The organism is Plectonema radiosum NIES-515 (genome assembly GCF_025753815.1).
GTDB lineage: Bacteria > Cyanobacteriota > Cyanobacteriia > Cyanobacteriales > Nostocaceae > Hassallia > Hassallia radiosum_A.
Map to the genome: position 1 here is coordinate 1 of NZ_JAOWRF010000240.1, position 11,932 is coordinate 11,932.

The window sequence follows — 11,932 nt, forward strand, 5'->3', positions numbered from 1 at the left end:
GGACACCGGAGCGACTGGCGCTGCGGGAATCCAAGGACCAAAAGGGGACACCGGAGCGACTGGCGCTGCGGGAATCCAAGGACCAAAAGGGGACACCGGAGCGACTGGCGCTGCGGGAATCCAAGGACCAAAAGGGGACACCGGAGCGACTGGCGCTGCGGGAATCCAAGGATTAAAAGGGGACACCGGAGCGACTGGCGCTGCGGGAATCCAAGGATTAAAAGGGGATAAAGGGGATGCAGGAGAAACGCCCGGAACTTGGCAAGATTTAAGCCTTGCTATGGCCTGGAGTAATTATGGTACGGGTTACGATACGCCTCAAATTCGCAAGTATACCAGCGGATTAATTGAAGTTAAAGGCATTATCAAAAAAAGCATTGCCCTTGTAGCTAATGAAACTATTTGCACTCTTCCAGTTGGCTATAGACCTAGCGAAATAAAACTTTTAGCGACGTGGGCATCTGGCGGTACTTCTAGAATTCAAGTAGAGCCAGGCGGTGCTATTAAATTGATTTCTGGTAACAGCGGTGGTGTCGGTTTAAACTTTTTCTTCAGTTTATGACTATTCAGTTTATAGCGGTTGAAACTTCTTCTCCATCTTCACCGTCGGCTACTATTTCGCTTCAAACTGCAAGTATATTTCTGGGAATGATTGTAAGTGTTTCTGCCCTAATTGGATTGAGCGTTAAAATCTCTAACAGCATTAATAGAAATTTTCATATAATTCTTCAGCTTGAAAAGGAAATCAAACAACTATCAGCCGATACCGAAAGAATTAATAAGCTTGAGCATCGAATGGACTTGTACTTATTAGAGTACGAGAACAGAAAAGATGTAACCCAAATGGTACTTGGTCAGCTAGACCAAAAAATCGACCACAAATTTAAGCGATTACTTTTTTATTCACGCGAGATACAGCGTTTTTTGCAACGCGATACTAACTTTCAAATTAGAGAGTACGAAGAAACTAAGGAAGATGAATAATAAATACAGACGTGCAAAAAACAACCCACTACTTTTATTTTTCATGACACTGGATAGCGACAAATGCGTAATACCAGGGTTAAATCGCGGTCGAATGGTTTTACTTGATACTCAGGGATTAATAGGACGGTGGGTTTTTACCAGCAGCTACGACGGTAAACAAAAGGTTAGCGACTGGAATAAAACTGGCGGCGTTATCCCTCCAACATCATCGATGTTAGGACAGAAATTCTGGGAATTTCACACCAAACGGCTATACCAACCGGGTCAAGCGGTTGACGACGGTTTTTTAATTACCTTCAACGACCAAACCTCATATATCACTATAGAAGGCGGTCAACGATCCGAATTGATGGTTCACGACGATAAGAACCGCGCTACTGCGGAGGGTTCTCACGGCTGTCCAGTTGCACTATCGACATCTGAGTTTGAGGATTTCTGCAACGGGATACAGCAGGCAGTTTCTCATCTACCCACAATACCTTTTGTGACTTTGTACTGTTACTAATGATCTAACTCAAAAGAATCTTCGTACACCCCAAAAATCTCAGCATCAGGAGCTTGTAACATATATTGGTTCAGTTCTGGTGGGTTGGGAAGTCTTAAAAGCTTGCAGCCCGGTACCCAAGCATATTCCGGCTCTAACATAGTACCTCGCATCTGGCGAACTCGAAAAGTTTGACCAGCTTTTTGAGCTTTCAGTAGCGCTGCTGGTATCCAGCGGGAAACTTCCTCACGGGCGATCGCTTCAATATCTGCCTTGCCTTTCCCTATGGCTGCATTTTTAGTTTTTGAGTTGCCATTGGGGAGAATATACTCCATAACCGTTTCTACCTTGTGGTCACCCCTAATTTTTAAGCTAGTTGCTTTTACTGTGACAGTTCCTAATGGTGTGTTAATTGCCATCTGGTGTGGTGGATTCATGGGTAAACCTGTTTGCGGGCAATACGGGCATTTTTGTACTACATCGCTTTGTAAAGTTGATTTTTTGGTGATCGCCGGATCGACTGGATGCACAACTTGATGCACAACTTCAATGCACAACTCTGGAACGCTTGCCTCACAATCGTTTGAGGTGGTTTTGTCTTTTAGGTCATTTTCAGTGCATAACCCATGCACAACTTCAATGCACAACTCTGGAACGCTTGCCTCACAATCGTTTGAGGTAGGTACTATTTCGAGGTTTGCATGACCCCCCCCTAAATTTTTTCCAGAATCTAAATTTTCTGAATTTGGTGTACTTACGTGCATAACTTCGGGAACTTTGCTTACACCGTCTGGGTTACAAGTTGTGCATGATAGTTGTGCATGGGGTTGTGCATGGGTTGTGCATTGCGAGGGATACATCGTGGTGAAATCAACTTCCGACCTTTGCTGGTCTACATCCTGGGCTGTTTGGGAGTTATGCACGTAGATGTCGTTTTTTGTTAAGTTGTGTTGCGAACTGTGAATACTACATTTATCATTTCCCCACGGCAAATAATACAATTTAGCAGTACCGCGCTTGTGTTTTTCATCACAGCTAAGTATCCCGTCTCTCGCGAGCTGACTTAAGCACCGCCTAGCGTTGTTATCGGTGGTACTGACAAAATAAGCTACTTCCTCAGCCTGGTATTTTTGGTTTCTGTTGGTTTCAAAAAACTTCATGATTTTGTCCTTTGTGGGAGTGTCGGCGCCCAAGGTACCGACCTCTTCGAGTAGAGACAGGCTAAAATCTTCCTCGTTGAAGAAAAGTTTGTACTGGCAGGGGAAGCGACGCGATCGCGATTTTTCGATTGTGAGAATTTTCTCTTGTGGGTTAGCACCAGCGCTGGTGTCCTTTTCTAACTTCAAAACTTCGGAGACAGCGTTAAAAATCGCTGTTGCACCCCGCGCTTTACCGCCTCTATTGGCGTGGTGAACAATGACGATCGTCTTACCGGTCAAGGCTGCAATTTTGTTAAGTTCCATAACAGGGCGCGAGTATTCTGTAGAATTTTCGTCGTAAATAGAGTAACGATTAACAAAAGTCAACGAGTCAATCATTATCACCGCCGGGTCGTACTCCTCGATGTCCTGATATAAAATCGGGATAGCGTCGGTGTTCCACCCAAAGCGGACTGCCGTCCGGTTTCTAACCTCTGTTCCCTCTGTGAAACCGCGCTTGTTCAGGGCTTGCAGCATATCGTGTTTTGACTCGTCCCCCTGATAAATAAGGACGCGGCGATTGGGGGCGGTTGCAGGGAAACCGTTCCAATTTTCACCAGAGGCGATCGCATAAAGTACGTCGTACATTAACTTGGTTTTTCCCACCCCGCCGTCGGCATAAAGCAGCATCGTGGTTGCTTCTGGGATTAATCCCCCTAACACCCATCTTCTACCCTCTGTCCCTACCTCTTCCTCTAATTCATCCAGACTACGCCGTGGTTCGACGGTGGCACACAGGGATTTGAGGTAAAGATTCTCCAAATCTCTAACGCCGCGTCCTGGGGTGCGATTGGCTAATTCTTGTAACTCGTAAAGCTTTCGACCGGGGTCGGAGATTCTTAAATAAATGTCTTGTAGCTCTTGTAACAATCTGTTGTAGTGCCATCCCCTAACATCTTGATCGGATTGTCCTTGAGGGCATTCTGTTATTAACCGCGTGTTTTCTTTCAATTTTGAGAGAAGTTCGGGTATTTCAATTTCGGTTGCGAATCCGAAAGCTTGAAAATTGCTACCAAGTCTAATTATTTGCCTGCGGATTGAGTAATTAATTACCAATTCAGCTATTTTATCGACATTGACAGTTGAAACTGTTCTGTCAAGTAAATTATGCAATTTATTTCTACCACCGATTCTTTCAAGTAACCCATTACTTGCTAGATAATCAACGATAGAAAGTACGTCAGTAGACTTTTGTCTTTTGGCTAATTTTATACAAGCTGCATAGATATCTTGGTGTGCTGAAAGAAAAAAATGTTCGGGTTTTAAGTTATCGCGGACACGATAAATTGCACCCATATCTAGTAAGATGGAGCCAAGGACGGATTCTTCAGCTTCTAGATTATGAGGTAGTAATCTATCTTCAAAGCTTTGAAAGTTAAGTTTTTCGTCTGACAATGTGTAAACCATTATATATTCCTTGGTTGAAATGTTGGTTAAAAGGCTGAGGGAGAGATTGAAGCCTCAAAACTCAGTCTTTTAATGTTTTTGACTGATGTTTGGCAGGCGGCTTCTAACCTGATTGAGTTTAACTTCTAGCTTGAATTATTTCTTCTGCTAGTTGTTTTATTTCAGCGATCGCTCGTGGATCTTGTTGAATTGATGTAAACAATTCGTTTAGCACGGCAATCGTTAAAATCATTGCTTCATGTCTGTACAATCCTGGGTGGCAGTCTTGTACGAAGTTAACTAAAGCAAATATGGTTTGAGCTAAAAGTTGAACGGCTTCGTTTTCTTCGGATGTTGGAAATCCAACGTCTTCTGGAGTAATTACGAGCATCAGTAGTGTTTGTTTGTCTATCACGGCTGTTTTGTGTTAATGTGGCTAGCTGTTCTCTGGTAGAAAAACTTTTACATGATTAAATGTCTTTCCCCTTGCGGCACGTGTGAGGGGTTTTTATTTGGTTTGGGGAATCCTAATAAGTAGTCCGGGTTAATCTGGGTACTTTTTAGCAGTGTAAATATGAACCGAATCGATTTGAATGATGACGATGTTGTCTCCATGAGTGAGGAAGATAACTTACTTGATGGACAGACATCCAAAATTAGCGAGATAATGAGCAAAATTATGAATGTGCTAGATCGTCACCACCAAACTGAAATTTGTGAAAAATGGGTTGAAAGTGGAGTAGACTGTCAACTCCTACAAGTCCAGGGCGGTGGCTGGAAAAAGGGGAAGATCCGAATTCGATTGGAGTTTGTTTCTAATGAAGAACAATCTTCACCCAAAGGTACCGATCGCCTTGGTTCAGAGCTAGATGAGTTTCGCACTAAGTTGAACTAGGAGCGACGCACCCATCAAAAAGCCGTCCCTGCCAATGAAGGCGGGGACGGCTTTATTCAGATTCTTCATCGGTCAAGCTATCAAGCTCTTGTATCCTGACCTTTAATTTTTCGACTTGGAGTTCATAAAAAGCCAACTGTTCTTCAGCATCTTTTCTCAGTTGGCTAACTATTCCCCCATCAAGGTTCTCATCTGAATATCTTCCTTCGTTGGCAGAGCAAGCTGATTGAGCGCTATTCTTTCTAGCATCTGTCCCCTTGAGAAACCGAATTGTTGAGCTTGAACTCTGAACAGTTCCCAGGCTTCTGGTGTTATTCTCAGGCTTACTGTTTTTGCTTCCCTCTTTGACTTTGGTCTTCCCTTGCTCACTGTCATTAGCACTACCCATAATATTTCCTCAATTATTGCATATAGTAAAATGCAAAATCATTATTGCATATAATTAAATGCAATGTTACTCTATGAAATAGATATTTGTAAATGCATTCACACCCCCAACCGCAACCAAGCAGAGATGGCAGCCTGCAAGCCAAGTAGTGCAAGTAAAAGACCTGCCAGTAGTTGAAGCGTGAGTGCGATCGAACAAACCCAACCGAAGAGCGAGGAATGAACAACGCCGAACTGATACGAACCTTGAGCAAAAAAGACTTATTGTCGGTCGTCGAATTGCTGTCCTTTGCTTTGAAGTGTCCAGACGATGACTTTGACGAGTGCGAAGGCTATACCGGTTATCTCCCAATGGAGGTGTTTGAGTATTGCTCAAGTTTGACCGAATATGAACGCTTAAAACTCATGCAATTGATAATTAACACCCTGATTCACGAGGCTGAACAGTCCGCTAATCAACACTTCCAGACTTCACTGCCACTCAAAACCGAAGGCTAAATAGCCGCTTCAAACCACACTAAACATCAACTATGGAAGCAGTAGACACCAACACTAACGGCACTAGAACCCAGGCACAACCTGGAAATAAAGTCACTAAGGACACCAAACAGCGCCGCCATTTGCCCTCATTACCCAGTGCAACATCTGCCACTGAGATGACAGCGATCGCTTATAAGGGACTTTCAGACAAAACCCCCGTCGAGTGGACTTTTTTGAAAAACTACGAACTTTTCAGTCTCTCCCCTGATGGTTCTTTTCCCATGATGAAAGTCTCCAGATCCAAAGCCGTTCGATTATCAGACCGCGAGGTTTTGATGGTCGGCGGTGGGCGCTGTTACCGAATTGCACTTTCAAACCATTATGAACGAGCAGCATTTTGAAATGAAGAAGCGATCGCATAGAGAATGCTGTTCACGCGATCGCCCTTAGTCAAAGTGTAAAAACCAAAAACTCAGTTACTGTAACGGAGTAACTGGGTTTCTACTCCAAACTAGGAATAACCCAATCATGTCAGATAACTACATCGAAAGGCAATTAAAGTTTTACGAAGCTGCTACCACCGAAGAGGCACAAGACAATGCACTTTATCGGATAGGAACTTATTTAGAAGTCAGTCCTTGTGACGGCAAAGCCAATTTCACACCCGAACAGCGCGAGATTATCCTGGATGCAGCTAAGTGCAAAGGTGATAACAATGAGTAAACCTTTTCACTTAAATCTCTGGGGTGCAACTTTAAAAGCTTGCGAAGAGCGCAACGTGCCCAGTGACTTAGCCGAAAAAGCTGCTGTCATTATAGCCAGTGACGATGCCGGTCAGCCCAATTTAGGACGTACCCCCGAAGACCAAGAAATCATCAAACAAGTTTTACCCTACCTACAATCTGGGGGTAAACAATGAAACCAGAAGAGAATCCATTAGAACCAAGCTTTTGGGAATCAATGGGAATTACGCCGATCGTTATTGACAACAGCAGCGACGAAACCATCCAAGTCGGTTTGGATCAACTTATGGAGCTGATTGAAGCCGAAGTAGCCAAAATTCAGCGTCAACTCGAAGACCAATGAAAGAGAGCGAGACCACACCAATATTTTTGGGAGTGGCGGCGCTCGGCGTCGCTATCTGGCTTCACATCAATAATGCTGAGTTACAGACGGCACTTAATCAATGTAACTCTGATTTTCGGGCATTTAAGGAGGGGGTACTTTATGGCAGATAGGAGGGCAAGCCATGTTTAATTGGCTTTCAAATTTGTTCGATGATAAAGAATTGAGAGAAATTAGTGAGCGACTTGACGCTAAAGAAAAAGCGCTTGACGAACGTATTGCTGAAAAAGAAGCTTACCTCAACGAACTGAAAACCAACGTAGAGAAAGGAAAAGAGACAATTCAGCGCTTACAAAAGTTGGTAAATAGGGAGGCTAATTGAAGCGACGATGGCAGACAACAGGTATCAAATAAAATTTACTGATGACGGAGAAGACCGCAGTATCAACTTTAGTAAAATAGAGGCGGAATATTATTTTCCTGATCAAGTGAATTTGCTGGAAAATAGCTTTTCTAGTGTCCGCGATTTTCAAGATGCTCACGGTTTCGTGTCCATCGAGAAGATTAAGGAGGATGAAGAAATTGGCAGATAATTACTGGGTACCGATGCGCCTGCCATCTCCAAAAGAAATCGCCAAATATGCACTTTGGGGAACCGGGAGAGTCATTTTATCGGGTTGGTTGTTTGGCTTATACGGCGTGACAGCCGTCTGTAGAGTGACAATTAATGTAGCGGAAATGACACGTCAAACCACACTGCAATTGTTGAAAGTGTATGATCAACTGCCTTACATGGGTGCAGCCGTCCAAAACATCATTGATGTGTCTGCAACTACTGTTACAGAAGAGTTTGACATCATCACCGATATCGTTGCCGCTACTGAAGGCAAGCAAGTAATGGTGATTGGCGAGATGGGAACGGGTAAATCAACCATCGCCCAGTACTTCGCTTACAGCGTCGGTGGACGTGTGAAAGTATACGAATGCGAGGGTACACCTACCGATTGGCTCGGACTTGAGGTGATTGGTAAAGGTGAAAATTGGGCGGCTATCGAGCGGGGGATGTTGGAGGATTTGGAGGATTTATCCAACCAAATGAAGTTAAGAAATGAGCGCGGTGATAGTGCGCTAGACGGTACGGAGCGCGTCATCATAGTAGAAGAATACCCGGAACTGGTTTCTAAAGTCCCCTCATCTGGGGAATGGCTAGAGCGTCACGCTAGAAGAGGGCGTAAAGCGCGGCGATTTACAGTTTTACTCTCGCAATACGATCGGGTGGCAGCCTGGGGACTTGAGGGTAAATCTGATTTGGCAGATGCTTTTTACCGCATAAGACTGGGGAAAAAAGCGCAAGCGCACGCCAAAAGCTTGAAAAATAACGCTCTTGTTGACTGGCTAAAGCAAGACCGATCGCACTGTTTGATTGACGATAGTCCGTGTAAGCTACCAACTTACCGAGAAATGAAGGCGGCAACATCTCGGTATGGTTCAACCATGCTACCACCAAACAGTGACAACGCGAGCCAAGATAAAAAAGGGGTTGAAAATGCCCTAAAAACCGCTCCAGCAGCGGATTTTGAAGAAAATTGTTCGGATGCCGACAGATTACTTTGGCGGATGATCCAGCGATTTGGTGCTGAAAAATCTGACAGTGCGATCGTTACCGAAATTCTCGGTTTTACGGGCACTCGCTACTCCGAAGGTAAAACGGTACTGGAGAAGCTGCGGCGAGAATTCGGATAAAATTTTGTGCGAGTTATCTCTTAAAGGATAACTCGCACTGCTTAACGTCTAACTAAAACCTAATTTCAGCTATGAAATATATTTCTGCCACTTACCAGTGATTCTTGGAACCCAATTATGAAACCAATAGGTTATTAGACTAAATATCCGGTCAGAGATCCGTTTTTATTTGAAGAGCTTGAAAAGAAATACGGATCGCAGCTTCAGAACACCTCAAAGCGAGAAAAATTATATCTCATTTGGGGTATTTCTTCACAGTTGTGTTGTACCGCTCCTAATAGTTTCCGAAATGAAATTCACGATTTACCGGACGAACTTTTTTGTCGGTTATCAACTGCCGAACAGAAAATACTCATTGAAGCATTAATAACCCAACTCCGTTTAGGAGCAAATTAATATGAGTAAGAATAGCCCCGAATTTTGCCCTGAATGCGGCTCGACTAACATCACCTACAGCGATGATTTTGATGAATACTTGTGCCGCAACTGTGAATCTATGTGGGACGATGACTACTATTCTGATGAAGAACCTCTAGATTTAGGTGCGTGTTGTGCGTGCGGTAAAACCGAAAAAGTTGAAAACATTTTGACTATTAACAAACGTGCCCCTATTCCCGGTACTGGTTGGAGTTGTGTTGTTTGTGGACTTCCTTATGATGGCGCGGTTACGGTGATGTGTGATGATTGTGTAGTTGGAAATAAGGAACCTAAAGAGGTGTGCTACGGCTATGTAAAAGACAAAAAACGTATTAGCTACACAGCACTATCAGAGGAAGAATTTAATCATAACTTTCAACACGAATGAGTGATGATAAGTGGATAAATGTAGATAAACGCAGTCAGAAACTGGTTATCAGATTTCACGTTAAGGGATTTGATAAACAGTTTTTTGTTTCGACTGGGTTAAAAGATACTAAGCGGAATCGTGAAATAGTTCGCAGTCGGCGTGATGCGATCGCAAACGACATCGCATTACAACGGTTTGATTCAACGCTTAAAAGTTATCAACTGTTAAGTAAAGATAGTAAATTTACACCACCGGAAAAACTTCAAACTAACAAATATAAATACAACCTATTAGAACTTTGGCATAAATTTACTGATTTCCAATCGACTCTAATTGAACAGACAACCATCTTAACCAAGTATGAAGCGATTACTAGGTACACAAAACGGTTGCCTAATTATTCACTTGAAAAAGCGACAGAAATACGTGATTGGTTGCTTAAAAACACTACCAAGTTTATGGCTTGGGACATTCTTAATAATTACAGTCGCTGTTGTAATTGGGCTGTGAATTCTAGGTTTATCCCTGACAATCCCTTTGAAAAACTGAAAATTAAAAAGCCAAAAAGAAAGCTTGAAGATAATTATCAAGCTTTCACCCTTGAACAGAGAGATTTAATTATAAAAGCTTTTGAGGAGCATCCGGTGCATTCTCATTATGCCTCACTTGTTAAGTTTATGTTTTGGACGGGTTGTCGTCCGGGGGAGGCGTTCGCTTTGATCTGGGGGGACGTGTCCGAAGACTGTTGCCGTATATCTATAAATAAATCTTGTAATTTACACAGAATTTTAAAGGGAACTAAAAACGGTAAGAACCGGGTATTCCCTGTCACAAAAGGGTCAAAGCTTCAGAAGATGCTGTTAACAATTCGACCGCAGCGCCCTGGTCCAAAAAGTTTGGTGTTTCGCTCCAAAAACCAGAAACCCATCAATACTGACATACTCCAAAATTTTTGGAATGAAGCGACTAGCGGGCGCGATCGCAATGGGGAATTTTACCGTTACCCAGGCGTGGTCAAGGAACTGGTGAACAAAGGCGAGCTTGATTTTTACTTGAAACCTTATGCTACACGTCATACATTCGCAACATGGGCGATCGCACAGGGCATTTCTCTAGATAAAGTTGCCTTGTGGATCGGTGATGAAGTGGGAACAGTGTTAAAGCATTACTGTCATCCCAATGTTGTCAAGTCAGAGTGCCCTGACTTTTAATGCTACTTGTTTGCTACTTAAATTTGTGATTAAAACCCTCAGAATCCTTTGTTGGGTGGGTTATCAACCGTGCATCCAGTATTTATAAGCGCTATATGCCATAGTCACAACTCCGGTAATAATGGCAGATTCATCTACTTCAAATTGGGGATGGTGTAATGGGTGATTAATAGTTCTATCTTTGTAGCCTACACCTAAGCGAAACATCGAGCCTGGGGCATGTTCTAAATAAACAGAAAAATCTTCAGCCCCAAGAGAGGGTTCGGGTAATACTTGAATGCGATCGCTCGAAAATGCTTCTTCGGCAGCTGATTGCAATAACTGTGTCAAAGCATAATCATTTTGCACGCTGGGCACACCTTGGCGATAATTGACTTGATAACTTGCCCCGTATGAATTGCAGACATTAGCGACAATTTTTTCAATCCATTTTGGTAGATTAGCACGAGTTTCGGGATGAAGCGATCGCACGGTTCCCAACAACTGCACATGATCTGCAATCACATTCGGCGCTCTACCACCATTAATTTTACCTATACTTAATACCACAGGACGCAACGGATTCTGCGTCCGGCTAATCGCTTGTTGCAATGTAGTAATTACTTGGCAAGCAATCCAGATGGCATCAATCGCTTCATGAGGACGAGCGCCATGTCCAGATTCACCGATAATGATAATCTCTAGGTCGTCAGCAGCTGCCGTCAACGCACCATAACGCACACCAATTGAACCTGCGGGTATCGAGGGGAAAACATGAATTCCCAACACAGCTGAGACATTTTCCATTGCCCCATCTGCTACCATCCAGTTTGCCCCTTGAGCAATTTCTTCTGCTGGCTGAAATAAAAATCGGATCTTACCAGGCAACTCTTCTGCTACTTGGGACAATACCATTGCCGTTCCCAAACCAACTGTAGTGTGGACATCGTGACCGCAAGCGTGCATTATACCTTCTTGACGAGAGGCATATTCCAAATTAGTACGCTCTTGGATTGGCAAAGCGTCCATATCTGTGCGAATTGCCAATAAACGATGATCGTTGCCAGTTCCTTTCAGTTCTCCAATCACACCAGTTTTACCAACACCCTCTTGCACATGAACACCACTAGAAGACAAAACACCAGCAACAAAAGCTGCTGTTTGGTATTCCTGACCGCTGAGTTCTGGGTGAGAGTGAATATGACGACGAATTTCAATTAAACGAGGTGCTAGTTTTATGGCTAAATCTTTAATACGGGTAAGCATCGAAAAAACTAATCTACAGGCTTGTTTTCCATCATAAAGATCCGTTACAAAAATAACGAACTA

At 43.3% G+C, this 11,932-nt stretch carries 18 protein-coding genes and 1 pseudogene; 15 read left to right on the forward strand and 4 right to left on the reverse strand.

Annotation, left to right across the window (positions count from 1 at the left end):
• From OGM63_RS16525 to OGM63_RS16535, 3 genes and pseudogenes are all read left to right on the forward strand, one after another.
• Nucleotides 1–562: pseudogene (locus tag OGM63_RS16525) on the forward strand (hypothetical protein); the annotation flags it as partial.
• Complete coding sequence (locus OGM63_RS16530) at nucleotides 559–984, forward strand: hypothetical protein (protein WP_263746688.1); 426 nt, start codon at nucleotides 559–561, stop codon at nucleotides 982–984. The pseudogene OGM63_RS16525 and the gene OGM63_RS16530, both read left to right, overlap by 4 nt.
• Nucleotides 977–1,492, forward strand: coding sequence for a hypothetical protein (locus OGM63_RS16535; protein ID WP_263746689.1), 516 nt, complete (start codon nucleotides 977–979; stop codon nucleotides 1,490–1,492). Before OGM63_RS16530 ends, OGM63_RS16535 begins: the two co-directional genes overlap by 8 nt.
• Here the strand turns inward: OGM63_RS16535 and OGM63_RS16540 are convergent.
• The gene (locus OGM63_RS16540) at nucleotides 1,489–4,077 is read right to left on the reverse strand and encodes an AAA family ATPase (RefSeq protein ID WP_263746690.1); all 2,589 of its coding nucleotides are present in this window, start codon (nucleotides 4,075–4,077) and stop codon (nucleotides 1,489–1,491) included. The two genes, OGM63_RS16535 and OGM63_RS16540, sit on opposite strands and share 4 nt — an antisense overlap.
• A gap of 118 nt (nucleotides 4,078–4,195) precedes the next feature.
• Complete coding sequence (locus tag OGM63_RS16545) at nucleotides 4,196–4,471, reverse strand: hypothetical protein (protein WP_263746691.1); 276 nt, start codon at nucleotides 4,469–4,471, stop codon at nucleotides 4,196–4,198.
• A gap of 159 nt (nucleotides 4,472–4,630) precedes the next feature.
• Here OGM63_RS16545 and OGM63_RS16550 point away from each other — a divergent pair, with 159 nt between their 5' ends.
• Nucleotides 4,631–4,951: a KGK domain-containing protein gene (locus OGM63_RS16550; RefSeq protein ID WP_263746692.1), complete on the forward strand. Its 321-nt coding sequence runs from the start codon at nucleotides 4,631–4,633 to the stop codon at nucleotides 4,949–4,951.
• 52 nt (nucleotides 4,952–5,003) lie between these two features.
• Here the strand turns inward: OGM63_RS16550 and OGM63_RS16555 are convergent, their stop codons facing one another.
• Nucleotides 5,004–5,339 carry a hypothetical protein gene (locus OGM63_RS16555; RefSeq protein WP_263746693.1) on the reverse strand — a complete coding sequence of 112 codons (336 nt, stop codon included), beginning with the start codon at nucleotides 5,337–5,339 and terminating at the stop codon, nucleotides 5,004–5,006.
• A gap of 173 nt (nucleotides 5,340–5,512) precedes the next feature.
• On the opposite strand from OGM63_RS16555, the gene OGM63_RS16560 reads away from it, so the two are divergent.
• The 11 genes from OGM63_RS16560 (at nucleotide 5,513) to OGM63_RS16610 (ending at nucleotide 10,624) form a co-directional block, all read left to right on the forward strand.
• Complete coding sequence (locus OGM63_RS16560) at nucleotides 5,513–5,836, forward strand: hypothetical protein (protein ID WP_263746694.1); 324 nt, start codon at nucleotides 5,513–5,515, stop codon at nucleotides 5,834–5,836.
• A 32-nt stretch (nucleotides 5,837–5,868) separates the two neighbouring features.
• The gene (locus OGM63_RS16565; protein ID WP_263746695.1) at nucleotides 5,869–6,219 is read left to right on the forward strand and encodes a hypothetical protein; all 351 of its coding nucleotides are present in this window, start codon (nucleotides 5,869–5,871) and stop codon (nucleotides 6,217–6,219) included.
• A gap of 127 nt (nucleotides 6,220–6,346) precedes the next feature.
• Entirely contained in the window at nucleotides 6,347–6,541 is a 195-nt protein-coding gene (locus OGM63_RS16570) for a hypothetical protein (RefSeq protein ID WP_263746696.1), read from the forward strand.
• Nucleotides 6,534–6,737 (forward strand): hypothetical protein, encoded by a 204-nt coding sequence (locus OGM63_RS16575; protein WP_263746697.1) that lies wholly within the window; start codon nucleotides 6,534–6,536, stop codon nucleotides 6,735–6,737. Before OGM63_RS16570 ends, OGM63_RS16575 begins: the two co-directional genes overlap by 8 nt.
• Entirely contained in the window at nucleotides 6,734–6,904 is a 171-nt protein-coding gene (locus tag OGM63_RS16580) for a hypothetical protein (protein WP_263746698.1), read from the forward strand. The genes OGM63_RS16575 and OGM63_RS16580 overlap by 4 nt, the downstream gene beginning before the upstream one ends.
• Complete coding sequence (locus OGM63_RS16585; protein ID WP_263746699.1) at nucleotides 6,901–7,056, forward strand: hypothetical protein; 156 nt, start codon at nucleotides 6,901–6,903, stop codon at nucleotides 7,054–7,056. Before OGM63_RS16580 ends, OGM63_RS16585 begins: the two co-directional genes overlap by 4 nt.
• Before the next feature lie 11 nt (nucleotides 7,057–7,067).
• Nucleotides 7,068–7,265, forward strand: a complete 198-nt coding sequence (locus tag OGM63_RS16590) for a hypothetical protein (RefSeq protein WP_263746700.1) — start codon at nucleotides 7,068–7,070, stop codon at nucleotides 7,263–7,265.
• 7 nt (nucleotides 7,266–7,272) lie between these two features.
• Entirely contained in the window at nucleotides 7,273–7,476 is a 204-nt protein-coding gene (locus tag OGM63_RS16595; protein WP_263746701.1) for a hypothetical protein, read from the forward strand.
• The gene (locus OGM63_RS16600; protein ID WP_263746702.1) at nucleotides 7,457–8,626 is read left to right on the forward strand and encodes a P-loop NTPase family protein; all 1,170 of its coding nucleotides are present in this window, start codon (nucleotides 7,457–7,459) and stop codon (nucleotides 8,624–8,626) included. The genes OGM63_RS16595 and OGM63_RS16600 overlap by 20 nt, the downstream gene beginning before the upstream one ends.
• A 397-nt stretch (nucleotides 8,627–9,023) precedes the next feature.
• Complete coding sequence (locus OGM63_RS16605) at nucleotides 9,024–9,431, forward strand: TFIIB-type zinc ribbon-containing protein (protein WP_263746703.1); 408 nt, start codon at nucleotides 9,024–9,026, stop codon at nucleotides 9,429–9,431.
• Nucleotides 9,428–10,624: a tyrosine-type recombinase/integrase gene (locus OGM63_RS16610; RefSeq protein WP_263746704.1), complete on the forward strand. Its 1,197-nt coding sequence runs from the start codon at nucleotides 9,428–9,430 to the stop codon at nucleotides 10,622–10,624. Before OGM63_RS16605 ends, OGM63_RS16610 begins: the two co-directional genes overlap by 4 nt.
• 63 nt (nucleotides 10,625–10,687) lie before the next feature.
• Here OGM63_RS16610 and OGM63_RS16615 read toward each other — a convergent pair whose 3' ends face one another.
• Nucleotides 10,688–11,869: a M20 family metallopeptidase gene (locus tag OGM63_RS16615; protein ID WP_263746705.1), complete on the reverse strand. Its 1,182-nt coding sequence runs from the start codon at nucleotides 11,867–11,869 to the stop codon at nucleotides 10,688–10,690.
• Nucleotides 11,870–11,932: the final 63 nt, after the last annotated feature.

Coding starts and splice junctions, on each gene's coding strand:
- OGM63_RS16535 (WP_263746689.1), top strand. CDS start 977: ATGAATAATAAATACAGACGTGCAAAAAACAACCCACTACTTTTATTT.
- OGM63_RS16585 (WP_263746699.1), top strand. CDS start 6,901: ATGAAAGAGAGCGAGACCACACCAATATTTTTGGGAGTGGCGGCGCTC.
- OGM63_RS16590 (WP_263746700.1), top strand. CDS start 7,068: ATGTTTAATTGGCTTTCAAATTTGTTCGATGATAAAGAATTGAGAGAA.
- OGM63_RS16570 (WP_263746696.1), top strand. CDS start 6,347: ATGTCAGATAACTACATCGAAAGGCAATTAAAGTTTTACGAAGCTGCT.
- OGM63_RS16595 (WP_263746701.1), top strand. CDS start 7,273: ATGGCAGACAACAGGTATCAAATAAAATTTACTGATGACGGAGAAGAC.
- OGM63_RS16565 (WP_263746695.1), top strand. CDS start 5,869: ATGGAAGCAGTAGACACCAACACTAACGGCACTAGAACCCAGGCACAA.
- OGM63_RS16530 (WP_263746688.1), top strand. CDS start 559: ATGACTATTCAGTTTATAGCGGTTGAAACTTCTTCTCCATCTTCACCG.
- OGM63_RS16540 (WP_263746690.1), bottom strand. CDS start 4,077: ATGGTTTACACATTGTCAGACGAAAAACTTAACTTTCAAAGCTTTGAA.
- OGM63_RS16610 (WP_263746704.1), top strand. CDS start 9,428: ATGAGTGATGATAAGTGGATAAATGTAGATAAACGCAGTCAGAAACTG.
- OGM63_RS16555 (WP_263746693.1), bottom strand. CDS start 5,339: ATGGGTAGTGCTAATGACAGTGAGCAAGGGAAGACCAAAGTCAAAGAG.
- OGM63_RS16600 (WP_263746702.1), top strand. CDS start 7,457: ATGAAGAAATTGGCAGATAATTACTGGGTACCGATGCGCCTGCCATCT.
- OGM63_RS16550 (WP_263746692.1), top strand. CDS start 4,631: ATGAACCGAATCGATTTGAATGATGACGATGTTGTCTCCATGAGTGAG.
- OGM63_RS16605 (WP_263746703.1), top strand. CDS start 9,024: ATGAGTAAGAATAGCCCCGAATTTTGCCCTGAATGCGGCTCGACTAAC.
- OGM63_RS16580 (WP_263746698.1), top strand. CDS start 6,734: ATGAAACCAGAAGAGAATCCATTAGAACCAAGCTTTTGGGAATCAATG.
- OGM63_RS16575 (WP_263746697.1), top strand. CDS start 6,534: ATGAGTAAACCTTTTCACTTAAATCTCTGGGGTGCAACTTTAAAAGCT.
- OGM63_RS16615 (WP_263746705.1), bottom strand. CDS start 11,869: ATGCTTACCCGTATTAAAGATTTAGCCATAAAACTAGCACCTCGTTTA.